A 22,974-nucleotide genomic window follows, 5' to 3' on the forward strand; every position below is an offset into this window, starting at 1 on the left:
GTCAGCCCAGTTCGGAAATGCGTTTGGCAATGCTTCGCGCGGCCTCCGCGAGGGCCGCCTGTTCATCGGGCCTGAGCGGCAGCTTCACGATCTCCTTCACGCCATTGGCGTCGAGGCGGACCGGAAGACCGATCCGCGTATCCGCCACGCCATATGCGCCTCCTGATTGCACGCACGCGGCGATCAAGGAGCTGCCGCCTCGCACCATGGCCGCCACCATCGAGGCCGCCGACTCCGCTGGCGAAAAATAGGCGCTTCCCTTCTGAAGCAGCTTGACGACCTCGGCGCCGGAGTCCCGCGCGCGCTCGACGATGGCGGCGAGACGATCCTTGGCGATCAGTTCCTCGAGCGGACGTCCGTTCGCAGTCGCAAGGCTCAAGGGAATGACCATTTCTGCGCCATGACTGCCGAGTGCGATGGCGTTGACATCCTGCGGCTTGGCAACGCGCTCCAGCGCGATCAGGGAACAGAAGCGCGCACTGTCGAGCACCCCCGCCATCCCGATGACTCGGTTGGAGGGAAACCCCGTCCGCTTCGCCATCAGGTGGGTCATCTCCTCCAACGGGTTGGTCACGACGACCACCACCGAATTGGGCGCATGGCGCCGGATCCCATCTGCGACACCACCGACGATTTCCGCGTTCACGCCGGTCAGATCGGTTCGGCTCATGCCCGGCTGACGGGGACGGCCGGCGGTCATGACGACGTAGCTGACGCCCTCGAGTGCGGACAGCTCGGTGCTGCCTTCGATCCGGGTGGTAAATCCGCGCAAGCCAGCGCTGTGCCACATGTCGAGCGCAAGTCCGGCGGCGAGCCCCGGGATGATATCGACAAGCACGACGCGCGAGAAAAGCGAGGTCTCCGCGAGCCGCAGCGCCGTCATGGCGCCGACGTGACCTGCGCCGATCACCGCAGCGCGGGGTCGGTTTTCCTGAGCAGCGTCTTCAAGGTTGTCCCGAACCCGCATCTTTGTTGGTACCGGCGCGCCGCGACGATACAGCGCGCCCGATAGGGCGCCTGGTTGAATTGAGTTCCCGCCAACTGGCGATTTGGTTGCAGGCGTCGGCTTTACCGATCCTTGAACGATTGGGCGCAAAGGCAGCGGAGCCTGTGCTGCAGCCTCCTTTGCGACACCAGCCCGCTCGATCCGAACGTTCAGCTCCTTGGCGCGATCGGCTGCCAGCGGCGTGAGAACGTCTCTCGCGGCAATGACGAGAACGCCATTGGCCTTCTCCACGTCAGAAACCGAAATGACGCTCATGTCTTGGCTCCCAACTCCTCGAGCGAGCCAACCGCTGCCTTGGCTGCGGTTTCGACCTCGCTCTCGGTGCCGGAAATGAACAGTCGGCCAAAACGCCCGACCGCGCGGACTTCAATCAGGCTGATGTTGGCGGCTTTCTCGGCTTCGTTCCCGGCGAGCGTCACATAGGCGGCCGGCGTCGCTTCAAGGACGAAGAGACTGGACCTTGGCAGCAGCAGATTGCCCTTCCGCCATTTGTTGATGAGCTGCGCCTGGTAGGGGTTCACATTGGTGACGAATTGCGACGAGGCGATCGTAGGCCGCACACGGTCTTCCTCCTTGAGGCCAAGATAGTCGAGGACCGCTTGGCCAGCCGCCAGCACTTCCGATTGCGTGCTGGAATGAATTTCCAGCAGGCCAAATTCGCGTTCGATGATCTGGAGGGCAGGGCGGACATCCGCTGCCTTCAGCGCAACGTCCGCGCAGCGGAAGATCTCGTTGCCGGGCGCAACTTCAATGAAGAGCTCAGACATGCCCGCGATCGGCACGTCTCCCTGACATGTGGAGGCGACGTGCGCGGCAGCCTGTGGCTGCATGCTGTCGATGAAGGCGTAAGTGCGCAGTTGGAAATCCATCAGTCAGCTCATTGCGATTCCGAAGGGGGTTACGAGTTCCGAGTGCGGGTAGGCCCAGGCCTTGATTCCGCTGAAAGCGGTAACGATCGATGCCGCGTGAGGCACCCGGACGGCTCCGCCTGCAAGGTGGATCGATTGAACGGGATGCTCGCCGATCTGGCGAACGATCGAGCTCGCGATCCGCTCGATGCCCGGTCGCAGGATGTGTGAGTAATCGTGATCGCCGCGGCGCTTTCGTTCTTCGGCTTCTTCTATCGATATGCCGAGGGCACCGGCCAAGATCAGGTCCAGATGATGTCCCCCGCCGGGCTCATCATCGAGCGCGATGATCGTGCCGTTCATCACGACGCCGACGCCAGTCGAACCGCCGCCCACATCCACGATCGCGCCCTCTGTCAACTGGAGCAGGGCCTGCGCCGCGGTAACCTCGTCGACCAATTGTCGGCAGGTGATGCCGGCGTTCTCAAGGACGTAGCGGCAGGCCCTCGCCTCGGCCGGTGGCACGCCCGGTGGAAACGCCGTCGCCGCCGCGGCAATCTCCCGATCCAGCGCGGCCGTTGCGGTGGCCTTGAGTTGCTTCACGGCAGCAACCGCGTCGCCGAAATTGACAACGACACCGTCGCGCACGGCCTGGCAGGGCAGGCTGTCCCAATAGGCCGGTCGCCCTTGCCGGTCGACGGCCGTCAGGACGATCGTCGCGGTCCCGAGGTCTATTCCGAAAGACAGCGTTGCATCCGAATCGCAAGCCGGACTGCGAAAGGTCGTCGCAGCCGCTTCAAGAAACGCGGTTGCCTCCACGCTGGCAGTCACTTGCGATGATGTCGTGCGCGCGAGCATGCTCAGAGCCCCATGTTCGCCTGATACAGCGAGCGCCACGGGCGCACCTCGTGGGCGATGCGCTTGATGTTGATGAGATGGAGCGGGGTCACATTGTCGGAGACGATCGAGCCGCTCCAGGTGCCCGTGCCGAGCATGAAAGACGGATCGGTTGCGCAGCTATAGCCCATGCCGCCGAACAGCGTCGGCGTATTGATGACGATGCGGCCCGCGGGAAGCGCGGACAGGGTGGCGATCACCTGATCGTCCTCGCAATGAAGACCGAGCGTGTGGCCTTCGCCGCCAAAGGCGAGAATCTGCCGGCACCGTTCAAAGGCCGCAGCAACGTCTGCCGTCCGGTAGAACGACAAGACAGGGCCGAGGATCTCGCGCGAGAGAGGTGTCAGCGGTCCCACCTCGCTCAGTTGGGCACCAAGCACCCTGCAGTCGCCGGGAATGTTGAGACCGATCCTTCGCGCCAGTTCCTGAGCGGAAAGGCCCACGGCCTCTGGCCTGAGTTCGCCCTTCTCGGTGAAGATGACGTCCGCAAGCCGCTGCTGATCAGGTGCGCTCAGGAAGAACGTTCCCTGCGCTGCGAAAGCGGCGATTGCGGCATCCGCAATCGGCTCGTCCAGCACGATGGATTGCTCGGCGACGCATGCGGTGCCGTTGTCGAAGGATTTCGACGTGATCGCCATCAGCGCGGCTTCTTTCACGTCCTTGACCGACCGATGGATATAAACCGGCACATTGCCGGCGCCGACCGCAAATGTCGGCTTGCCGCTGGAATAGGCCGCGCGCACCATTCCCGGACCTCCGGTCGCCAGCACAACCGAGACGTCGGGGTGTCGCATGAGCTCGCCCGTCGACTGGATGGTCGGAAGCGAGAGACACGAAATAAGGCCCTTCGGTGCGCCGGCCTTGACCGCCGCCTCCGCCATGACTTCCGCCGCGCGCACGCTGCAACGGATAGCACGGGGATGGGGCGCGCACACGATCGCATTGCCTGACTTTACGGCCGCCAGGCATTTGAAAAGCACGGTCGAGGTCGGATTGGTGACGGGAATGATGGCCGCGATCACGCCCATCGGCGACCCGATGGCCGTCATGCGGTTGACTTCGTCCACCCACAAGACTCCGATGGTCCGCATCGAGAGCATGGAAGCGGCGACGAACTTGGTGTTGTAGAGATTCTTGAGGATCTTGTCCTCGTAGACGCCGAACCCGGTTTCATCGACTGCCAGTCGCGCGAGTTCCTGGGCGGCTGCAGTGCCGGCCTCAGCCATTGCCCGAACGATGTTGTCGATTTTTTCCTGGTCTACTCCGGCAAATGCTCGGAACGCCGATCGCGCCTGACGCGCTTTGCTGCGCGCGTCCGCCAAACCCGCCAAATCGGAATCAAGATCCACTGCCACGCCCATCGGCTCGCTCATGCCTTCGAATTTCGAGGTTCAAACTGACGATGCGCTCACCCTTTGCCGAGGATTCCCTCCACGTCCTCATGCGGCCGCGGAATGACGTGAACGGAAACCACTTCGCCGACCTTGCCCGCGGCTGCCGCGCCTGCATCGGTGGCGGCCTTCACGGCGCCGACGTCGCCTCTGACCATGACGGTCACGAGCCCGCCGCCGATCTGCTCGCGCCCGATCAGCCGCACATTGGCCGCCTTGACCATCGCATCGGCCGCCTCGATGGCGCCCACAAGGCCCTTGGTCTCGATCAGGCCCAGAGCGCCTCTCGGCTGGCCCGTTGTCGGCGTGTTGTTCATCTCTGTTTCTCCTCGTTGCTTGGGTTGAGTGCGGTGTCTCGACAGGCGCCTTTGCCGGTCAGGCTTTCGAATAGGCATTGCGGCTGCCGATCTGGATGGTATCGATGACCGCGATGATGGCGGCGTCGGTCGGAACCTCAGTGGCGTCCAGGACGCGCGCGGCGCTTCCGGTCGTGACGAGCACGACCTCGCCCTCGCCGGCGCCTACCAGATCGATCGCGACGTAATTCTTGGCGGCTTGGGCAGCTCCTTGGGCAGCCGCCGGCTCCTCGCCAAAAGCGAGAGGCGTTACGATAAGCAACTTGTAGGAGTTCAGGCCGGACGACTTGATTGTCGAAACCACCGTCCCGACCACACGCCCGATTTCCATGCCACACTCCCTAGATCGATATCGCCAGCGTTCAATCGCCGTCGTTTTCCGGATTGTAGGAGCGCATCGTCCTGAGCGTCATTCTCCCGGGCGGATAAAAAGACGCCGGGCGATTTATCTTGCGGGACCATGGCAACGCCTTCACTAAATGAAGAAGATGACGGTGCTCGCAGAAGGCGCCGCCAAGAGCGCCTGCTAGGGAGAAACAAAAATGATCCAAGACGAAGACGTCCATTTCCACAAAGCGGACGCTGGCGTCCCGAACTGGGCGGAGACCAACTTCTTCGGCTTCTTCAATGCCGAGGCCACGCTAAATGTGGGCGTCTATGCCCTGTTTCGTCCAAATCTTGGGATCGTGAGCTCCACGATCTGCATGAATTCGGGATTTGCCAACACGCCCTGGGAGGCGGACTTCTGCGATCTGCGGGCCTCGATCCCAATCCCAGAACCGCGTGACCTCAGCGATTTCACGCTCGAGAACTCCCTGCGCATCAAGTGCCTCCGCCCGAACATGGACTGGCACATTGGATACGACGATGGCGAGGGAACGACGATCGATGTCGAGTATCGGTCGATCATGCTTCCCTTTGATATCCATGAACCCGTCATGGACCCGATGAAGGCGAAGGCGCTGAAGGAGGCTGAACAGGGCGGCAAATTTGCGTGGGGTACGGCCTACAACGGTCATTTTGACCAGACCGGACATTTCAAGGGCAAGGTCGCGGTCCGCGGCAAATCGTTCCCGATCGATTGTATCTCAACGATGGATCATAGCTGGGGCCCTCGTCCCGAGCGCGGCGCACCCAACATGAGCTGGCTGCACGCGCACTTCTCGCGGGATCTGGCCTTTCACGCGATCTTCAGCTTCGACCCAAAGACCAACGGGCGCGAATTGTCGCTCGCCCATGGCTACGTCGTCGAGAAGGGCAGGGTCTTCGGACTGAAGGCCGCGCACGGCACGACGAAGAGATCGCGCGACCGCTACGCGGACGAGGTTGATCTCGTCCTGGTCGATAGCAGCGATCGGGAATGGAGGCTGCGCGGCAAGGGACTGACCAGCTTTCCCTGGCAATGCTGGCCCAACATGGTGTCGTTCAATGCGCTGGCGCAATGGACCTGCGACGGTCTCACCGGCTACGGGGAAATCCAGGACTTCTTCGAGATGCCGCAGCTCACCGCGTTGAATTCCGAACCCGCGACGCGGGTTCGTGCTGGCGTGGCGGCCTTGCCATGAGCGTGCGGGCCGTCCTTTTCGATCTCGACGGAACGCTGGTTCAGACCAGGGAAGCCTCGTGGCGTGTCTTTGCGAAGACGAACGCGGCGCTTGCGCTCGGCATCAACACGCAGGCCGAGTTCTTTCGTCTGCTCGAAGACAACATGTTTCATGGGTTGCAGAAGCATTGCGGCGACGACAGACGGGCGAACGAAGCCGCCCAACATTTTCTCGAACTGCTGCAGCGTGAATACAATCCCGACCTCGTGCCGGGGATGGCCGACGTCATACGCGCGTTCGCCGGAAGCTGCTCCCTTGCGGTCATCTCGTCGAATTCCGTGGCGACGATCCGGCGCATCCTGGATCGGGAAAACCTCACGCACTGCTTCTCGCACGTCTTCGGCGGCGACGTCGAACAGGACAAGCGTGCATGCGTGAGACGTTTCCTGTCCGACCGGTCGTACATGGTCAACAGGAATTGCTCGCCGGCCTATCGCGAAGGCCACGAGCCGGAAGCGCCGAGCGCCGACCAGATCGCCCTGATCACCGATACTGTCGGCGATATCAGGCATGCGGTCGAATGCGGGATAAGGGCCATCGGCGTCGCCTGGGGGATGCATGCCGAACAGCAGTTGCTCGCAGCCGGAGCGGAGTTCGTTGCGGTGTGGCCGCAGGAGCTCGTTGCGCACCTTCTGCCCGGGGGCTTTGCCTCGAGTAGCTGCTCGATTGCGCCCGCCGCTGAGGCAGGTTCGATTACCCCTCGCTCCGGCTGTAGCTGCGGTTGCCAGGACAACGATGTGGCCGATGCCGCGGCTGAGCGCAGGCGGCGGAGGATGGCGGCAACCGCCATGCTCGATCAACCCGTGAGCTGCGGCATCGACAGACCTCGCGAGGAAGAGAATGTCGGCGCTCCGGTGGGCAGCGGCGCCGTCGACAAGATTCTTCTGGCCAGTTTACGCCGTCTGCAGGGTGGTGGCCGACCAGCGCTGCGATGACCGGGTTTCCAACGATAGCAACAGAGGGAGGAGTTTAATGAGCTATATCGCGGAAGGGTACAACAGCTTCGAGACCAAGAAAACGCCGTCCGGAATCGTGAAGTATCTTCCAGATCCGAAGTCCGTCATTGCGCTGATCCAGAGCGGAAAGCTGAAAGAGCACATCCTGCTGGTCCAGGGTGGAACGACGACCTTCCTTGCGCCGGCGCTGAGCTTGGGCTCCATCGGCGTGATCACGATGTCCGGTGCGCCGGAATCTCATCTCGGAATCCTGTCCCGCGAATTCCAGATGCCTTGCGTCATGACGGCCTACCTCACCGGCAGCGAGTCCCGCTACGTCACCGGCGGCAACAACGATGCCCACTTCGCAGCGATCATCAAGGCACTCGAAGGCAAGAAGGTGCAGTTGCATTGCGAAGACAGGGAAACGGGGCGCGTCGCTGTCATCGCCTGACTGCCCAATAAACAAATCTCAGTCGAGGAGGAAACGGATGTCTACCTACAAGGACCGCTACAAGTCGGCCGACGACGGTCTGCGATTTCAGGATCTGGTGTATCAAGGCAATTTTAGGGGTATGGACCCCGTGCCCGACGGCATCCTGGGCGACAAGATCCTGCGCCAGCGCGCCAAGAGCAAAGTGCTGGAGAAGGTGAGCAAGGAAGACGTGCTCAGGGACCAGTTCACGGTCGACGAGCTGAACGATTTGAACAACTATCTCGCCTGGAACATCTGGGACGTGCTGGTAATGCGCGCCACCGAAGGTGTCTCGGGCATGATACCTCGTCAGGAATACGAGATCTTGGCCTTCATGCACGAATTCTATCGCTGGCCGGAAATCCTGGAGATGACGACCAACGAGATCGGCGCGCAAGGCGTCATGAATATCGGGGCGACGGCGAGACGAGAGATCGGCACCAAGGTGAACTGCGTCCACGACTGGTGCATCGGCGCGGTCGGTTTCGGAATGGGACGTTGCGGCCTGCTCGCGCTCGAGGCTATTCAGCCGCAGGACTACGTCCGCGAAAGCAACATCATCCTCAAGTTCATGCAGCGCATTCTTTGGGGCAAGCGCCAGGACGGCTATATCCTGAACTCCCAGGATCGCTATCGCTGCCGAATCCATGAGAAGGATATCCTGGACCAACTGACCGGGCAGATCGAGTATTTCGACCCGGGCAGCCACACGCATGATGCGCTGGTGCGGTTCAATGCGGCCGCGGAACTGCTTTCGTTCCTGGATCACTATGATTGCCGCCTGGGACTGGGCGATACCGGTCCCTACGAGCTTCCGGACGGCAAGATCATGATCATCCGCGACCTCTTCACCAACGAGGAGGTCTATGACTGGAGCGACGTCTGCGACCACGAGAACGTGCCGCACTGCTACTCGCTGTGCCTCGTGATCGATCCGGACAAGATGGGTCTCTCGGAGATCCGGGTGAACGACATCTCCACCACGTTCACGCGTCCGAAGAACTACATCGAGCACATCATCGGCGGCGCGGTCTTTGTTCGCGAGAAATGGGACACGCCGATGGGTGAGGTATATCCCGTCAAGATCTCCGAGCTGGAGAAGCGGCTTGAGGGAATCCAGCAGGCGACATTCAAGCTCTATACGAAGTTCGCCCGCATGTCGCGGCGCACGCTGATCACCAACGGGCTGTACGTGTACTATATCGACATGATCCTGCCGCATCTTCGCCTGGCCGGGACCTACGACAAAGCCTGCAAGGACTACGAGTTCTGGGAGATCGACCAGCGCATATCGAACTACTACTATGACATCGTGAAACGTGGCTTTGCGCAGGCGACGGTGCCGCAGAAGATCTTCTCGGGCGAGGGATATCTTCCCTTCCCTGATAATGTAAGCCTGACCAGATCGAAGTATTTCTGGAAATAGCGCTCAAAGCACAGGGACGGGCGAGGCGCGCTTTGCCTCGTTCGTCCTTCGCAGTCGACCGGACAGGTGATGAAAGACCTCAACGAACAAGACTTTATCGTGCTCAATGGCGTCCATCTGAAGAAGATGGCAACCACTGAGGAAATCGCAAATGCGGTCGGGCTCGACGTTTCGACAGTCGAATTGGTGCTTGGCGCGGCCGCCGGCACCGGCTTCTTAATGATCGCCGACGGAAGGCACCTGCTCTTGCCGGAGGGGACGAGTGCGGTCCACGACTATTACCGGACAGCCTATGAGGCGATGCGTTCCAACCAGGTCGTTCTTGCATGGTACGAGCGCTTCGAGACCGTCAACGAACAGTTCATCAAGCAGGTGAGCGAGTGGCAATCAGCCGACGGCGACGAACGCATTCAATCGCGTCTGATCAGGACGGTGGAGCGCCTGACCAAGAACCTGCAGGAGCTCATTCCGCTGATTCCCAGATATGAGAACTACGTCAGCCGGTTCGGCAACAGCGTCGCCAGGGTCGACCACGGCGAGAAGGATTTCGTCTGCAAGCCGACGATCGACTCCGTTCACAATATCTGGTTCGAATTCCACGAGGATATCCTCTCGGTCATTGGGCGCCCACGGGATACATGATGCAATTGCGTGTGATGGCGAATGTGATGGATGACAGCTTCGTTCGGGAAGTGACGGACAGGGACGTCGAGGACGCGCTGCGGTTCGGAGGCAAGGCAAGCGGGCTGGCAAAGATGGCGCGTGCGGGAATACCCATTCCTCCCGCGTTCGTCATTGGCGTCGATGGCTTCCATCAGTTTCGGACCGATGGCGGAAAGATCGACCAACGCCTTCTGTCCGAAATCCACGATGCGATCCGCGCTCTGGAAAACCAGTCTGGCCGTTCATTTGCCGGCAGAGTTCGTCCCTTGCTCGTCTCGGTCCGCTCTGGGGCGCCGGTCAGCATGCCCGGAATGATGGATACCGTTCTCAATCTCGGGCTGACATCCGCGTCGGCGTTCGCGCTCGCGGGCGGTCCCGGAGGAAGCGGCTTTGCGCTCGACACCTGGCTGCGGTTCTGGCGGATGTTCGCCGACATCGTGTTGGGGATCGATCCATCCGAGCTGATGCAGTCCGTGAAAGACGCGGAGTCGATGGCGCGGAACGATCTCACGCTTGCCTCCTTCGAGAACCTGGAACGCTGCATTCTCGATCAGATTGAATCGGCAGGTGAGACAGCGAGCGCCGATCCGTGCCGGCAACTCGAGCAAGCCGTGGAAGCCGTCTTCCGGTCCTGGGATAGCGCGCGGGCGAAGGCTTACCGGAAGCACCATGGAATCTCCGATGATCTCGGCACCGCGGTGACGGTTCAGGCCATGGTCTTCGGAAATGCGGATGAAAACTCCGGGTCTGGCGTGGCGTTCACCCGCAATCCGAACGATGGCAACAAAGCCCTTTATGGCGAGTATCTCATCGGCCGGCAGGGAGAAGACCTGGTATCTGGAACGCATACGCCGATCGATCTGTCCGAAGCGAGCGCGCTTGACGCCGGCCTGCGGCAAGCCTTCGAGCGGCACAGTGAGACACTCGAACGGCTCTATGCGGATGCCGTGGACATCGAATTCACGGTCGAATCCGGACAGCTATATTTCCTGCAGGTGAGACCAGCGAAGCGAACCGCGGCCGCCGCTATCAGGATAGCGGAGGATCTGGTTGCGGAAGGAGTCATTGAGAGACAGGCGGCGCTGGCGCGGATTACGTCTGAGCAGGTCAGAAAGGTGTCGCGACCGTCTTTCGACGAGGCGGATCTCGCAAAGGCCGCCTTGCTGACGCAGGGACTCGGGTCGTCGCCAGGACACGCCCACGGGGCCGTTATCCTTGACGCCGATCGCGCGGCCGACAGGGCCTTGGCCGGTGAGGCCGTCATTCTCCTGCGTCCGACGACGAGCCCGCAGGACATCAGGGGAATGCTTGCCGCGGGCGGGATCATCACTGCGCGAGGCGGGGCGCTCAGTCATGCCGCCGTGGTTTCCCGCGCGCTCGACCGGCCCTGCATTGTCGGTTGCGACGCCATCGATATCGACCTCAAGCGCAAGACGTTCTCGATCGCCGGCCGGACCTACCATGAGGGCGATCAAGTCTCGATGGATGGAAGCACCGGGAAGGTGTTTGCGGGCGCGATCAAGCTGAAGGCCGCCGGCGCGGGCCTGCCCGCCCTCAGGCGCATTCTTGAATGGGCGGATGAGAGGTCCGAAGCGTCGGTCTGGATCTCGCCCAAATCGAGCGACGAACTGATCGAATCGACTGAGGCGGGTGTCCCGAGCGGCAGCGTCGTCAGCGTGACCGACCTCATCATTGCGAATGGCCGCATCGGCCGATTTGTCGAATTGACGGTTGCCGCCGGTCCGCCGAATCCGCCGCGCGGCATAGCGGAGGAGATCCGTGCGATCGTGTGTGAGGCCTGTGCCCCGGCGCTTGCGGGAGCTTCGGGACGCGTGCTGCAGTTTCGGCTGCCCCGCGTGAGCTCGGACCGCGCGCGGCGCTTGATCGAGAATTGGCAGGAGCTGCCGCCGGGCTTCTTCCTGCCTCTCGGCTCCATGACCTATCTGCGCGCGATTCTGCTGGGAATATCGGCCGCGGCAGAAAGGGCCAGGCACGAAGGCGCTGCCGTTCTGATCGGCGGCATCTCAGCTTGCTCGGAATTTGCGACTTTCCAGCGCGAAGCCGAACAGGCGGGGCTGCGTGCGGGCGCCATGATCCAGAACGTGATGGCGCTTGACGACATCGTTCAGATCACGGAGACCGGTGCGCCGATCTGGGTCGACGCCGGGGATATCGTCCGCACGGTGTGTGGTCTCCCGATTGAAGTGCAGCAATCGTTGGATGTGCTGGACCAGTACGCGAACGAAAAGCTCATTCGAGCGAATCCTTTCCGGCGCCTTCCGCCCTATGTGGCGAACCTGCTGTCGGCAGCCGCCATGGCTGCAGAGCGGGGCGCTTCCTTAGGGATTGAGGGCAGCACAGTGCCGCCTGAACTGCTGGTCGAGCTTCATCGCATCGGATTCCGCCGCTTCTCGGTCCCGGTAGGACGGCGCGACGAAGTCCGCTTTTCGCTCGGACGCTTGCAGAAGGAGTAAGCCATGGCGTTGCAGGCTCTTGGTTTGGTCGAGACGCGAGGATTGGTGGCCGCCATCCAGGCCGCCGACGCCATGGTCAAGGCGGCCAATGTCAAGCTCGTCACCCGGCAGCAGCCTGGCGGCGGGCTCATATCGATCATCGTGCAGGGTGACGTTGGAGCGGTGAAGGCCGCCGTCGATGCCGGCGCGGCGGCTGCGAGCCAGATCGGAAAGGTCGTTTCCACACATGTCATCCCGCGTCCACACGACGGGATGGAGGATATCCTGGAGAGACCACCGGTTCGATAGGGCGCACCTTTCCTGAACTTGACGGCACGCCCGATACAGACGCTCACGCCCGGCCGCCATTTCCCTTGGCGCGGCGCAGCAGCTCCACCACTTCCCGATCCGAGGTCTGGTTGAAATCCCGATAGTGCATGCCCACTGCAAAGAACGACTCAGGAGTCATCAGGCAAATGATGCCGTCCGCCTCCGCCTTCAGGCTCACAAGCGTTTCGGTCGGAGCGACCGGCACCGCGAGTACAAGCCGGCGCGCACCTGCCCTGGAGAGCGCCTTGAGCACGGCCCTCATCGTTCCCCCGGTCGCGATGCCATCGTCGATCACGATCACGGTGCGGCCGGCAATGTCGACAGGTGGCTCGCTATCGCGATAGAGGCGCCGCCGCCGCTCGATCTCGGCGAGCTGGCGGGATGTCTCCGCCTTGAGATAGTCGGCGCCGGGCTCAAGGGCGCGAACGATCTCGTCGTTCATCACCACCTGCGGCTTGGGACCGTCGACCACCGCGCCGAGTCCGAGCTCTTGATGACCGGGCGCACCGATCTTGCGTACCAGCACGACATCGAGCGGCGCGTTCAGCGCCTGCGCGACCTCGAATGCGACCGGCACGCCGCCGCGCGGCAGTGCCAGCACCACCGGGTTGTCGTTCTTGAACTTCATGAGCGTGGGCACGAGCCGGCGTCCGGCCTCGCGCCGGTCGGCGAAAATGCGCTCGTCGCAGGTTCCCGTCAGCGGCGATGACAGGAAACGGCGGAACCAGCGTTTGGCATGCTCGATGACCTCCTCGAGCGCGCCGGGCTCTTCAAACAAATGACTGGCTCGCGGCACGATGACCAAATCCTTCTCGCAGGAAAGCGCGGCGAAGGCCGCACGGTTGAGCGGAATGACCGGCAGGTCGACGCCGCCCACGATCAGCAGCGTCGGCGCGGTGACGGCGCGCAGCGCCTCTCCAGCCAGATCGGGCCGTCCGCCGCGCGAGACCACCGCGCCGACATTCTGCCGTTCGGCCGCGGCGACCAGTGCGGCCGCGGCCCCGGTGCTTGCACCGAAATAGCCGACGGGAAGGGTTGCGAATTCGGGCCTGGCACGAACCCAGTCCGAGGCCTCGGCGAGGCGTGACGCCAGCAGACCGATATCGAAAACGTTGCCGCGGTTGCGGTCTTCCTGCTCGCTGAGGAGATCGAGCAGCAGAGTCGCAAAACCCGCCTCGCGCAAGCCCGCCGCCACCTGATTGTTGCGCGGGCTGTTGCGGCCGCTGCCGCTGCCATGCGCGAAGATCACGATGGCAGTCGCGCCCTCAGGCGCGTCCAGTATGCCGGCGAGATGATGCGGACCGATGTTGACGTCGCTGATCTGCGCTCGTCCGCCCGTCATGACCAGTCCTCGGCAGGAAAAGGGCCACGTTGCGTTCCCTCTGCGACTGTAACTCAGGCCGGAGGTGGATGTTCCTCCGCATCCCATGTGCCGCTATCGGTGAGAATCTCTCACCGCCACTCGGCGCAGCGAGGGAAGCACCAAGAAGGATCGGCCGACATTCCGCGGAAAACCTCCCTCGCTCCCCTTTTCAGCCGCCTTCATGGGAAGAGCGCGCTCACGTGATACCCTCGACAGCGCGCAGCGCGGGTACCACGAAGTCGATGAAGGCGCGCACTGCAGGTCTTAGGAAGCGCGACGTCGGATAAGCCACGTAGAGTTCGCTCGCTCGAATCTCGTACTGCGGCAGCACCTGCACCAGACGTCGCGCACGCAGTTCTTCCGTCACCAATGGAAGCTGTACCGGACCCAGGCCGCGGCCCGCCAGCAAGGCCGCAATAAGGACCCGTGCGTTGTTGGTCTTCAGCACGGGCTGGACTGGCACTTCGATGGTTCTGGCGCCGTTGGAGAGCGTCAGTGTTCCTCGACGAGATAGCACCGCGTCAGTGACAACGAGCGCATGGTCCGTCAGTGCCTGGCAGCGCCGGACCGGTCCATGCTCTGCTATGTACTCAGGTGTCGCAACCAGGATGCGCTTGATGAGGCCCACCTTGCGCAGGACGGTACTTTGGTCCATCGGGCGTCCGATGCGAACCGCCAGGTCAATGTCTTCATGCACGAGGTCCGCCGCCCTGTTTTCCAGCGTGAGGTCGATCGATACGGTCGGGTGCTGCTTTTGGAAGTCCATGACGATGCGGTGCAGATGGCTTTCACCAAGGCAGACGGGGCCGTGAATGCGCAGCTTGCCACCGACTTCGCCCATATCACGGCGCACCATCTCCACCGCCGCATCGATGGCGGCCAGAGACGTTCCGCCTGCTTCATAGAGCATCAGGCCTTGCGGGGTTGGGCGCACCGCGCGCGCGGTCCGCTCGAGCAGGCGCGCACCGGCGTGCTGCTCAAGGTTACGCAACAGCTTGCTCACCGCGGGCTGTGAGACGCCCAGGTCACGGGCAGCGGCGGTGATGGAGCCGCGCTCGACAGTGCGCACGAAAGCACGAAGGGCGGCGGTCAGATCCATTCATAACACCTGGTTATGCAGATCATTCGCTCATAGCGGATAGACGCGGTGCGGTCCATGATGAACATTCCGCGCAAGAACTCGGCCAAGATGAGGTGCACGATGGAGCTCGACCGGCGATCGCTGTTGTTCGGAGGATCACAGATACTGCTCGCGGCCGCGGCCGCGACGGGACTGCAGTCCGTCTCTGCTCAAGAGAAGCTCGATAGCGCGGAGCCCACTAAGATACCGGCCGGGATGTCTAGTCGTTTCGTCGATGTGAATGGCATCCGCATGCACTACGTTGCCATGGGATCCGGCCCTGTCCTCGTTTTGCTGCACGGGTGGCCCGAGACTTGGTTTGCTTGGCGCGGCATCATGCCGCGACTGGCCAGGAAGTTCACCGTGGTTGCGGCTGACCTGCGCGGGTCCGGACTATCGGAACGCACCGACGCTGGATACGACAAGCAGACGATTGCCGAGGACATACGCGCATTGATCGCTCACTTGGGACCCGCTCCAGCCCACGTGGTCGGTCACGATATGGGCGGCAAGGCGGCCTATGTCCTCGCCCACCTTTACCCGCAAGCCGTTTCCAGGCTGGTGCTCGTCGACTGCCTGCTTCCGGGAACCGAGAATTTGGACGCCCTGCGCGGTGGAGCCTGGCACTATGGATTTCACATGGCGCCGGAGTTTCCGGAGATGCTGACCATGGGTCGAGAGCGCGACTACATCCGCGCGCAGATTCGGGCCTGGTCGCACAACAAGATGGCCATTTCCGAGGATGCCATTTCAGAGTTCGCCTATCATTACGCCCGCCCCGGCGGAATGACAGCCGGGTTCAACTACTATCGAGCGCTGCGCCAGGATGCGCGGTTCGCCGAGGCGTTGCGCGGACGCAAGCTGACGCCACCTGTGATGACCATCACCGGGCGTTATGGCGTCGGCGACAAGCTCGCCGAATCCTTGCGCGGTCAGGCTGCCGATCTCACGAGTGTCGTCGCGGAGGATAGCGGTCATTTCGTTGCCGAGGAGGTTCCGGATTTCTTCTGCGAGAAGCTGGAGACATTCCTGGTGGGTTGAAGCTTGATGACGTGGACAAGCGGCGCGAAATCTAACGCGTTACTGAAACGCGACCTCGGCGAAACTCCGGAGCTTGCGCGAATGCAGGCGCTCCAATTGTTGCTCCCGCAATCTCTCGAGCGCCTTCAGGCCGATCTCAAGATGCTGGCCGACGCGCTGCCGATAGAACTCGCTTGCCATGCCCGCGAGTTTGATCTCGCCATGGAGAGGCTTGTCCGACACGCACAGCAGCGTGCCGTAGGGAACGCGGAAACGAAAGCCGTTGGCGGCGATCGCCGCCGATTCCATGTCGAGGGCGATCGCGCGCGATTGCGACAGACGCCGAATGACCGAGCGATCGCCGATCTCCCAGTTGCGATTGTCCACGCTTGCGACCGTTCCCGTGCGCATCAACCGTTTCAGTTCGAAGCCTTCGAGCCCGGTCACTTCACCCACCGCTTCCTCGAGCGCGACCTGCATCTCGGCCAGCGCCGGTATCGGCACCCAAAGCGGCAGCTCATGGTCGAGCACGTGATCCTCGCGCACATAGCCATGCGCGAGCACGTAGTCTCCGAGCCGCTGCGTATTCCTGAGACCGGCGCAGTGTCCCAGCATCAACCAGGCGTGCGGCCGCAGCACCGCGACATGGTCGGTGATGTTCCGTGCATTGGACGGACCGGTCCCGATGTTGATCAGGGTGATGCCCCGATAGCCGGCCTCGACCGAATGAAAGGCCGGCATCTGCGGCATGCGCTCCGGAGCGATCCCGGTCGTACCGCCGCCAAGGCGCGTATTGCGCGTGATCACGTTCCCCGGGCCGACGAAGGCGTCTGGGCCGATCTGGCCTGAAGCCAGACGCTTCTGGCTCAACTCGGCGAACGCATCGATGTAGAACTGGTAGTTGGTGAAGATCACGAAGTTCTGGAAGTGCTCCGGATCGGTGCCAGTGTAATGATAAAGTCGGCGCAACGAATAATCGACGCGCGCCGCGCGGAACAACGCCAGCGGCTCGGGAGCGCCGGGCGCAAGCTCGAGCGTGTCATTGGCGATCGCGTCGTCGATGGCGGCCAGGTCAGGCACATCGAAGAGATCGCGCAGCGATCGCATCACGTTCGATTTGTCGCCGGGAGTGAGTGCGGCTTCGATGTTGATGTCGCGACGATAGGCGAAATGAATCGGGATCGGCTCGTTCGACTCGCCGACTTCCACCGGTACGCCATGATTGTCGATCAATCGTGCGATCTGCTCGGTGAGGTAGGTGCGGAACAGGTCCGGTCTCGTCACCGTGGTTTCATACACCCCCGGCCTTGCGACGAAGCCGTAAGCGAGGCGCGAATCGACCCGCACATAGGTCGAGGTCGCAATGCGCACGAACGGATAGTTGGCGCGCACGCGCGCCGTGAGCGGCCCGCCATTGGCGTAGGCCTCGAAGTGTTCCCGCAGGAAGGCGGTATTACGTTCGTAAATCTCTTCCAGGCGGGCAACCGCTGCAGCGGCGTCCGTGAACGCTTCGGTTGTAATCCGCGGCGGGGTCAGCATGGTGAGGGCGGAGCACATTGTCGTTACTATGGCAGATTCTCAGGAGCAAGAAAGGGGCATCGCTGGCGCGAGTTGCGCAAAGCGCCTCCGCCGCTTGGCGGCACGGCTTGCGCTGCGATCGCAAAGGTCACGCGCAATTGAGCGTCCTGCCGGCCTGTTCCGCCAATTGCTTACAATCGACCTGCGGTGCTCATCACCACGTCAGGCACGACCGGCGAACCCAAGTTCGTCATTCACACCGCGTCCAGCCTGGCGGAATCGGTGGACCTCATGAGGAACAATTGGGAACTTGCGGGACAGGACGGCATCGCCATGCCCTTGCCCCTGGCGCATATGAGCGGGACTGCCGTTTTCTCGGTGTGTATCTATAGCGGCACTCCGTTCGTGCTGATCGAGAGCTTCGACGCCGACACCGTGCTCGATGCGATCGAGAAGTACCGTTGTACCTTGCAAATCGGTTTTCCCGCTCAATATGCCGCGCTGCTTGAGCGCCAGCGCGCCCGGCCGCGCGACCTGAAGTCGCTGCGCTATTGCCTGACCGGAGGCGATTCCTGTCCGGTGGAGCTGCAGCAACAGGTCACGGCCGCTTTCGGTGCTCCGCTCTATAACGTCTGGGCGGCGACGGAAGCCGTCGGCAATCTCGGCTACGCTCTGCGGCCCGGTCGCGTAATGAGGATCACGAGGCCGGCGGAAGTCCGGTTGGTCGACGACGACGGCAGGGATGTCGCCGATGGCGAACTTGGCGAGCTCCTGGTCCGCGGTCCGAATCTGTTCGTCGGCTACTGGAACGATTTGAGGGCGACGGCGGACAGCCTGAAGGGACGGCTGGTATCGCACCGGCGACCTGGTGCGGCGAGAGGGGCAGGGCGAACTCCTGTTCGTCGCGCGCAAGAAGGACATCATCATTCGCGGCGGCACCAACATCTCGCCTATCGAAATCGAGCAGGCGGTCGCCGCCCATCCCTCCGTCGAGGCGGCGGCCGTGGTCGGTGTGCCGGACGCCGTGCTCGGACAGCGCGTGATCGGCTTCGTCACGCTCGCAAAGGGAAAGAACGAACGAGCCGTTCCCGGCATCCTCAGCGACGTAGCGACACGGCTTGCCGCCTACAAGGTGCCCGAGCATCTCGTCGTGCTCGATGCCTTGCCGCGCAACGCGCTGAGCAAGGTCGACCGGACGACGTTGCAGGCGATGGCGATCGAGGGCGACAAGATAGTTCGTTCCCGGGCAGACGAACAAGCATCGCGTCGCGCGAGCTAGGCTGTTCGCGCATTCCGGGATAACGACAAGGTCGTTGGCGGGTTAGCGAAGGCTAGCCCGCCAATGCCATTTGTGTGGTGGACTACGTCGCTACGGTCCGCCCTGGACCAAGAGTCCTGCGATCTTTCCGTCCGGCGCCAGCGTAATCCTCCAGATCGATAGGCCATTGTCATATTTGGCCTCGTACACATCCCAGCCGCCGCTACCCACTCCCCTGAAGGAGATCGATTGCAATCGTCCCGATTGTTCCAGGCCGCGCAGGAGCCCAGTCAATTGCTGACGGGTAGCGACTGCCAATTCCGGCGTCATCGCGTCGTAGTTCGGCTGCCCGGCCCGAATAGCTTCGATCGTGCGACGTAACGCCGCCTCGCTGCCCGGTTGGGCGGTGCCGTCCTTTATTCGCTTCGCAAGCTGCTCCGCCACTCTGTCGGCTTCGGCCTTGTCCACCCGTTTTGCCAATTGCTCGTGACCGTTCTGATGGAGCACCAGCGCTGCAGCCTTCCCTTGCGGGTCGGTGACGAAGGAAATCTGCGCGTGGACGACCTTGGCAAAGAATTTGGTGGGGCTCTCGGGATAGAATTGCACCGGCTGCTGCCCCGTGAGCTGTGCGAAGAGCTGATCCCCTTGCCGCGTGACCGTGAAGATCAACACCGCCCGCTGATAATAGCCAACGTAATTGTCGAGTAGCTTTGCGTCGATCGGGACCTCCGTGCGCGGCTGTTCCTGCTCTGCCTTACGCTTGGCCATCGTGTCGGGATCGAGTGTCGTCGCATCGTTATCCGCTTTCGGAGGCGAGGGGGCCTGCGCCACGACGCCGGATGAGACTGCCACCAGCGGCAGAACGCAGGCGACGATCGCCGCGCGCGCCTTCCAGTCGATCTTCCTCGGCAGACGCGTTTCCGCCAGGAGCTGTTCAACCCGCCGCGCGACGGTCTCCGATCGCGCCATCGCCAGGCTGGTTGAGCCGCTCGGTCCATGTCCGAGCCTGACCAGAAGCTCAGCATAGCGTATGCGATCTTCGATATCCTCGATCGCCGCGGCGTCGCTTCTGGCTTCCGCCAGATAGACGATCCGGCTGTTGAGCCACCAGGCTAGCGGATTGAACCAAAACACGGCCCTGTTGATTGCCGCCAGCAGCAGAACATAGAAATCGCCTCGACGCACATGCGATTCCTCGTGGACCATGATTGCGCGTCGGTCCAGGGCATCCCAGGTGCCGTAGTGCTCGGGCAGGAGGATGGTCGAGCCGAATGTTCCGGGTGCCTTGATGGCAGGGCTCGAACGCACGTCCTTGCCTGCAGTCCAATCCTCGTAAACTGGATCAGCCGATATTTGCAGCCGCCAACTGAGCGCGGTGCCGATCGCCAATCGCAGCAGGAGCCAGCCGGCAACCAGGAGATAGATCGAGGTGGCAAGCAACCGCCAATCGAAGTGCTGCGATATCGTGCCATGCGGCCCGACGGAAGCGGGAGCAAGGTCGGAAGCGAGGGAGGAGATCGACATGTCTCCCGTCAGGACGAGGAGAGCCGGTGGGATGTCAGCCCCGACAGTGAACATCGGCCGGCCGACCATAAGAGGGGATGCAAGAGAGGCGATCAGCACCAGCCGCCATGTCGACATCAGGATATGCGGATTAAAGATGCGCAGCGCCTTCAATCCGATCCAGATCGCCACGATCAGGACGGACGAGCGGATCGCGGCTTCAAGGACGATTGCCAACATTACTTCCTCTCGTTCTTTGCCTGTCCAATCTTCTTCGATAGCTGCTCGAGCTGTTTCTTGTTCAGCATCTTGGCGTCGACGATGCCAACGAGCACATCTTCGATCGAGCCGTTGCAGAACCAGTCGGCGATGCGCCGGACCGCCTTCGCCGCGACCTTCCCGCGATCCTGAACGGGACGAAACAGAAATGTTCGCCCCTCGACGTCGTGCGTGACGAAGCCTTTCTCCTCCAGCCTGCGCAGCACCGTGCGGACGGTGGATTCCTTTAGCGGCCGATCCAGCCGCTCCCGCACCGCTTCCGCGGTGATCGGCGCATGAGCCCAGACGAGCTGCATCACCTCTCGTTCGAGCTCGCCGAGCTCCGGCAGATCATCATCCATTTTATTGCGACCCGTGATAACGTTACAAGGTGTAGCATATAGCGGCCAGACGGTCAATAATTATGCCCGCACCGTCCCGCGGCGCGGAGACGTCATGTCTCTGCCGCGGGTGCATGCTGCTTCCAGGACTCAAGGGACGGCCACGCCAGAGCCATCACGGCAGATTGTCACGGGCAGCCCAGCCGCGGCGATCGTGATATCAGAGGATGGACGATACTTCGTGGAAGGAGGAAGCATGCGCCAGGATTTCTGGTTCCATCATCCGTTTCGGGTACGCTATTCCGAGGTCGATGCGCAGGCCGTGGTGTTCAACGCGCACTACTTGACTTATTTCGACACGGCGATCACCGAGTATTTTCGCGCGCTCGGCTATGACTATCTCGGCGAGGTCGCAAGGACCGGCGCCGATTTCCACCTTGTGAGATCGGTCGTCGAATACAAGGCGCCGATCCGGTTCGACGAGGAGATCGATGTGTGCGTGCGGGTCGCCAGGATCGGCCGATCCTCGATCACGCTTGCGCTCGCAATTTTCGCCAAGGGCAGCGACGATCTCCGCTCCGCCGGCGAAATCGTGTGGGTATGCACGGACCAGCGGACCCATAGCTCGGTTGCCGTGGCGGAGCCGTTGCGGGCGCTGATTGCAAGCCGCGAAAAGGCCCTCGCTCAGGCCTGATAGGCGCGCGTCGGCTGGCGTGCGCCAGCCGGCCAATGTTGCGCCTGGTTGCAGGTGCAAGCTGATCGCGGATCAGCGCACGACCGCGCAGCGCTCGCGCTTCAGCGCCTTCATCGCGGTGTCGTCGAGGTTGAGATGTCCCTTGACGAGGTCGGGCGGAGTCAGCGCCATCCAGTTGTTCAGCGAGATGTCCTTGTAGCGCGGTTTGTTGAAGACGTTGATCAGTCGCAGCGTGGTGGGTCCGATGTTCTCGATGTAATGGCCCATGGTCCGCGGCACGAAGCCGACGTCTCCGGAGGTGTAGTTGAACGTCCGCGCCTTCGAGGTGGCATCGAACACCGTCATCCGGGCCTGTCCCTCCAGATAGTATTGCCACTCGTCGGCGTCTGGATGCCAGTGCACTTCGCGCAGCGCGCCCGGCTCGATCTCCATGATCAGCGCCGACAGGGTGGTTTCAGGGAAGTTGGTGACGTCGATCATTTTCACCGATCCGCCCTTGTACGGCGTCGCCGGATGTTCGGACGCGTGCCAGACATAAGGGAGCTTCGGCGGGCTGTCGGGAAGCTGCTTGCGTACGGTCTCGAGCGGTGCCGGCACCGGGAGGCGGAAGATGTACTTCTCGGATTTCGGAATGCTGGCGAAGTGCTCGACGCCGATGCCGAAATTCTTGGCGAGGATGCTCGGTGGGGTATGCGCCATGAATTCGGTGATCAGCAATGTCTCGTTCTCGGAGAAATTGCCGTCGTCGAACACCAGCAGGAATTCGCAGCCGCCTTCGAGGCCCTGGATCGAGTGGGGGATTCCGGCCGGCACCAGCCAGACATCGCCCGGCTTGAGATCGTCGACCGCGACATTGCGGTCCTCGTCGACGACGGTCAGCCGGACATTGCCCTGCAGAATGTAGGCCCACTCCGCTTCCTTGTGCCAATGCAGTTCGCGCACCACGCCCGAATCGAGGCGCATGTTGACGCCGGCCATCGATTTGGCGACCGGCAGTTCGCGCACTGTCACCTCGCGTGCCCAGCCGCCGTCCTCGAGGCGGTTGTGGGCCATGCCGAAGGAGAATTTGAGATTCGGGAGCGAGCCGTTGTCGGTTTCCGGCGGCGTGAGGATATCGGGGTTCTGGTTGTCGAGCAGGGCGTTGCGGGGACCCGGATCGGTTGCGCCTTTGGCGCCGCGGATAGGCTGCCTTAGATGGCTGTCGGACATGAATTTCTCCCTGACGTGATGAACGATGAGGTGCGAAATGCACTCGCTTCGCGGCGAGCGTGCCAAGCTATGCCGAGGATGTGGGGAAATATTTCCGCGACGCACGCCTTTTGCCGAAATGCCACAATCGTGGCGGATCATTTGAGCGGCGCTAGAGCATGATCCGGAAAAGTGGAAACCGGTTTTCGCGACAAACGCGAAGCGTTTGCGCGGAGATCATGCTCAAACAAAGAGCTGCGATCATGATCCGATTCTGTCTAATCGGATCATGATCCATGCTTCGCCGAGCGGCCTCGCGGTCATCAT

The 22,974-nt window shown here is 62.2% G+C and carries 23 protein-coding genes; 10 read left to right on the forward strand and 13 right to left on the reverse strand.

Features of this window, described 5'->3' with window-relative positions; all coding sequences use genetic code 11:
• Position 1: 1 nt before the first annotated feature.
• From OZ411_RS04720 to OZ411_RS04745, 6 genes are read right to left on the reverse strand one after another with little or no spacing between them, the layout of a single operon-like run.
• Complete coding sequence (locus OZ411_RS04720; RefSeq protein ID WP_130577586.1) at positions 2–1,261, reverse strand: malate dehydrogenase; 1,260 nt, start codon at positions 1,259–1,261, stop codon at positions 2–4.
• Positions 1,258–1,875 carry a hypothetical protein gene (locus OZ411_RS04725; RefSeq protein ID WP_282527018.1) on the reverse strand — a complete coding sequence of 206 codons (618 nt, stop codon included), beginning with the start codon at positions 1,873–1,875 and terminating at the stop codon, positions 1,258–1,260. The genes OZ411_RS04720 and OZ411_RS04725 overlap by 4 nt, the downstream gene beginning before the upstream one ends.
• 3 nt (positions 1,876–1,878) lie before the next feature.
• Complete coding sequence (gene eutJ / locus OZ411_RS04730; protein ID WP_282527019.1) at positions 1,879–2,712, reverse strand: ethanolamine utilization protein EutJ; 834 nt, start codon at positions 2,710–2,712, stop codon at positions 1,879–1,881.
• A gap of 2 nt (positions 2,713–2,714) precedes the next feature.
• Positions 2,715–4,124: an aldehyde dehydrogenase family protein gene (locus tag OZ411_RS04735; RefSeq protein ID WP_349016976.1), complete on the reverse strand. Its 1,410-nt coding sequence runs from the start codon at positions 4,122–4,124 to the stop codon at positions 2,715–2,717.
• Positions 4,125–4,159: 35 nt separating this feature from the next.
• Positions 4,160–4,459, reverse strand: coding sequence for a BMC domain-containing protein (locus OZ411_RS04740; RefSeq protein WP_130577583.1), 300 nt, complete (start codon positions 4,457–4,459; stop codon positions 4,160–4,162).
• Between the two features lie 58 nt (positions 4,460–4,517).
• On the reverse strand, positions 4,518–4,829 hold the full coding sequence (locus tag OZ411_RS04745; RefSeq protein WP_282527020.1) for a EutN/CcmL family microcompartment protein: 312 nt from the start codon (positions 4,827–4,829) through the stop codon (positions 4,518–4,520).
• Positions 4,830–5,040: 211 nt separating this feature from the next.
• Between OZ411_RS04745 and OZ411_RS04750 the strand changes: the two genes are divergently transcribed.
• From OZ411_RS04750 to OZ411_RS04780, 7 genes are all read left to right on the forward strand, one after another.
• A complete protein-coding gene (locus OZ411_RS04750) occupies positions 5,041–6,063 on the forward strand; it encodes a hypothetical protein (RefSeq protein ID WP_282527021.1) in 1,023 nt (340 codons plus the stop codon).
• Positions 6,060–7,037 (forward strand): HAD family hydrolase, encoded by a 978-nt coding sequence (locus OZ411_RS04755; RefSeq protein WP_282527022.1) that lies wholly within the window; start codon positions 6,060–6,062, stop codon positions 7,035–7,037. The genes OZ411_RS04750 and OZ411_RS04755 overlap by 4 nt, the downstream gene beginning before the upstream one ends.
• Positions 7,038–7,074: 37 nt before the next feature.
• The gene (locus OZ411_RS04760; RefSeq protein WP_130577580.1) at positions 7,075–7,491 is read left to right on the forward strand and encodes a PEP-utilizing enzyme; all 417 of its coding nucleotides are present in this window, start codon (positions 7,075–7,077) and stop codon (positions 7,489–7,491) included.
• A 37-nt stretch (positions 7,492–7,528) separates the two neighbouring features.
• The gene (locus OZ411_RS04765; protein WP_282527023.1) at positions 7,529–8,938 is read left to right on the forward strand and encodes a hypothetical protein; all 1,410 of its coding nucleotides are present in this window, start codon (positions 7,529–7,531) and stop codon (positions 8,936–8,938) included.
• 69 nt (positions 8,939–9,007) lie between these two features.
• On the forward strand, positions 9,008–9,580 hold the full coding sequence (locus tag OZ411_RS04770; protein ID WP_282527024.1) for a hypothetical protein: 573 nt from the start codon (positions 9,008–9,010) through the stop codon (positions 9,578–9,580).
• The gene (locus OZ411_RS04775) at positions 9,580–12,075 is read left to right on the forward strand and encodes a pyruvate, phosphate dikinase (protein ID WP_282527025.1); all 2,496 of its coding nucleotides are present in this window, start codon (positions 9,580–9,582) and stop codon (positions 12,073–12,075) included. Before OZ411_RS04770 ends, OZ411_RS04775 begins: the two co-directional genes overlap by 1 nt.
• Positions 12,076–12,078: 3 nt before the next feature.
• Positions 12,079–12,363 (forward strand): BMC domain-containing protein, encoded by a 285-nt coding sequence (locus tag OZ411_RS04780; protein WP_130577576.1) that lies wholly within the window; start codon positions 12,079–12,081, stop codon positions 12,361–12,363.
• A gap of 43 nt (positions 12,364–12,406) precedes the next feature.
• Here the strand turns inward: OZ411_RS04780 and OZ411_RS43345 are convergent, their stop codons facing one another.
• Positions 12,407–13,726 carry a phosphoribosyltransferase family protein gene (locus OZ411_RS43345; RefSeq protein ID WP_349016977.1) on the reverse strand — a complete coding sequence of 440 codons (1,320 nt, stop codon included), beginning with the start codon at positions 13,724–13,726 and terminating at the stop codon, positions 12,407–12,409.
• 217 nt (positions 13,727–13,943) lie between these two features.
• Positions 13,944–14,846, reverse strand: coding sequence for a LysR family transcriptional regulator (locus tag OZ411_RS04795; RefSeq protein WP_130577575.1), 903 nt, complete (start codon positions 14,844–14,846; stop codon positions 13,944–13,946).
• Positions 14,847–14,903: 57 nt separating this feature from the next.
• Here OZ411_RS04795 and OZ411_RS04800 point away from each other — a divergent pair, with 57 nt between their 5' ends.
• Positions 14,904–15,908, forward strand: a complete 1,005-nt coding sequence (locus OZ411_RS04800) for an alpha/beta hydrolase (RefSeq protein ID WP_282527026.1) — start codon at positions 14,904–14,906, stop codon at positions 15,906–15,908.
• Positions 15,909–15,947: 39 nt separating this feature from the next.
• Here the strand turns inward: OZ411_RS04800 and OZ411_RS04805 are convergent, their stop codons facing one another.
• Positions 15,948–17,426 carry an AMP nucleosidase gene (locus tag OZ411_RS04805; RefSeq protein ID WP_282527045.1) on the reverse strand — a complete coding sequence of 493 codons (1,479 nt, stop codon included), beginning with the start codon at positions 17,424–17,426 and terminating at the stop codon, positions 15,948–15,950.
• A 201-nt stretch (positions 17,427–17,627) separates the two neighbouring features.
• Positions 17,628–18,263, reverse strand: a complete 636-nt coding sequence (locus OZ411_RS04810) for a hypothetical protein (protein WP_282527027.1) — start codon at positions 18,261–18,263, stop codon at positions 17,628–17,630.
• A 10-nt stretch (positions 18,264–18,273) separates the two neighbouring features.
• Between OZ411_RS04810 and OZ411_RS04815 the strand changes: the two genes are divergently transcribed.
• Complete coding sequence (locus OZ411_RS04815; RefSeq protein ID WP_282527028.1) at positions 18,274–18,684, forward strand: class I adenylate-forming enzyme family protein; 411 nt, start codon at positions 18,274–18,276, stop codon at positions 18,682–18,684.
• A 90-nt stretch (positions 18,685–18,774) separates the two neighbouring features.
• On the opposite strand, the gene OZ411_RS04820 is transcribed toward OZ411_RS04815, so the two are convergent.
• Positions 18,775–20,406 (reverse strand): M56 family metallopeptidase, encoded by a 1,632-nt coding sequence (locus tag OZ411_RS04820; RefSeq protein WP_282527029.1) that lies wholly within the window; start codon positions 20,404–20,406, stop codon positions 18,775–18,777.
• Positions 20,406–20,786, reverse strand: coding sequence for a BlaI/MecI/CopY family transcriptional regulator (locus OZ411_RS04825; protein WP_282527030.1), 381 nt, complete (start codon positions 20,784–20,786; stop codon positions 20,406–20,408). The genes OZ411_RS04820 and OZ411_RS04825 overlap by 1 nt, the downstream gene beginning before the upstream one ends.
• A gap of 235 nt (positions 20,787–21,021) precedes the next feature.
• Between OZ411_RS04825 and OZ411_RS04830 the strand changes: the two genes are divergently transcribed.
• Entirely contained in the window at positions 21,022–21,459 is a 438-nt protein-coding gene (locus OZ411_RS04830) for a thioesterase family protein (RefSeq protein ID WP_282527031.1), read from the forward strand.
• Positions 21,460–21,531: 72 nt separating this feature from the next.
• Here OZ411_RS04830 and OZ411_RS04835 read toward each other — a convergent pair whose 3' ends face one another.
• Positions 21,532–22,668 carry an oxalate decarboxylase family bicupin gene (locus OZ411_RS04835; protein WP_282527032.1) on the reverse strand — a complete coding sequence of 379 codons (1,137 nt, stop codon included), beginning with the start codon at positions 22,666–22,668 and terminating at the stop codon, positions 21,532–21,534.
• Positions 22,669–22,974 lie beyond the last annotated feature (306 nt).

Origin of the sequence: Bradyrhizobium sp. Arg237L, from assembly GCF_029990105.1 — a bacterium.
In the GTDB taxonomy this organism is placed as follows: domain Bacteria; phylum Pseudomonadota; class Alphaproteobacteria; order Rhizobiales; family Xanthobacteraceae; genus Bradyrhizobium.

Bases quoted from the DNA above. Each gene is read 5' to 3' on its own strand.
- OZ411_RS04720 (WP_130577586.1), bottom strand. From the start codon at position 1,261: ATGAGCGTCATTTCGGTTTCTGACGTGGAGAAGGCCAATGGCGTTCTC.
- OZ411_RS04725 (WP_282527018.1), bottom strand. From the start codon at position 1,875: ATGGATTTCCAACTGCGCACTTACGCCTTCATCGACAGCATGCAGCCA.
- eutJ (WP_282527019.1), bottom strand. From the start codon at position 2,712: ATGCTCGCGCGCACGACATCATCGCAAGTGACTGCCAGCGTGGAGGCA.
- OZ411_RS04735 (WP_349016976.1), bottom strand. From the start codon at position 4,124: ATGAGCGAGCCGATGGGCGTGGCAGTGGATCTTGATTCCGATTTGGCG.
- OZ411_RS04740 (WP_130577583.1), bottom strand. From the start codon at position 4,459: ATGAACAACACGCCGACAACGGGCCAGCCGAGAGGCGCTCTGGGCCTG.
- OZ411_RS04745 (WP_282527020.1), bottom strand. From the start codon at position 4,829: ATGGAAATCGGGCGTGTGGTCGGGACGGTGGTTTCGACAATCAAGTCG.
- OZ411_RS04750 (WP_282527021.1), top strand. From the start codon at position 5,041: ATGATCCAAGACGAAGACGTCCATTTCCACAAAGCGGACGCTGGCGTC.
- OZ411_RS04755 (WP_282527022.1), top strand. From the start codon at position 6,060: ATGAGCGTGCGGGCCGTCCTTTTCGATCTCGACGGAACGCTGGTTCAG.
- OZ411_RS04760 (WP_130577580.1), top strand. From the start codon at position 7,075: ATGAGCTATATCGCGGAAGGGTACAACAGCTTCGAGACCAAGAAAACG.
- OZ411_RS04765 (WP_282527023.1), top strand. From the start codon at position 7,529: ATGTCTACCTACAAGGACCGCTACAAGTCGGCCGACGACGGTCTGCGA.
- OZ411_RS04770 (WP_282527024.1), top strand. From the start codon at position 9,008: ATGAAAGACCTCAACGAACAAGACTTTATCGTGCTCAATGGCGTCCAT.
- OZ411_RS04775 (WP_282527025.1), top strand. From the start codon at position 9,580: ATGCAATTGCGTGTGATGGCGAATGTGATGGATGACAGCTTCGTTCGG.
- OZ411_RS04780 (WP_130577576.1), top strand. From the start codon at position 12,079: ATGGCGTTGCAGGCTCTTGGTTTGGTCGAGACGCGAGGATTGGTGGCC.
- OZ411_RS43345 (WP_349016977.1), bottom strand. From the start codon at position 13,726: ATGACGGGCGGACGAGCGCAGATCAGCGACGTCAACATCGGTCCGCAT.
- OZ411_RS04795 (WP_130577575.1), bottom strand. From the start codon at position 14,846: ATGGATCTGACCGCCGCCCTTCGTGCTTTCGTGCGCACTGTCGAGCGC.
- OZ411_RS04800 (WP_282527026.1), top strand. From the start codon at position 14,904: ATGATGAACATTCCGCGCAAGAACTCGGCCAAGATGAGGTGCACGATG.
- OZ411_RS04805 (WP_282527045.1), bottom strand. From the start codon at position 17,426: ATGCTGACCCCGCCGCGGATTACAACCGAAGCGTTCACGGACGCCGCT.
- OZ411_RS04820 (WP_282527029.1), bottom strand. From the start codon at position 20,406: ATGTTGGCAATCGTCCTTGAAGCCGCGATCCGCTCGTCCGTCCTGATC.
- OZ411_RS04825 (WP_282527030.1), bottom strand. From the start codon at position 20,786: ATGGATGATGATCTGCCGGAGCTCGGCGAGCTCGAACGAGAGGTGATG.
- OZ411_RS04830 (WP_282527031.1), top strand. From the start codon at position 21,022: ATGCGCCAGGATTTCTGGTTCCATCATCCGTTTCGGGTACGCTATTCC.
- OZ411_RS04835 (WP_282527032.1), bottom strand. From the start codon at position 22,668: ATGTCCGACAGCCATCTAAGGCAGCCTATCCGCGGCGCCAAAGGCGCA.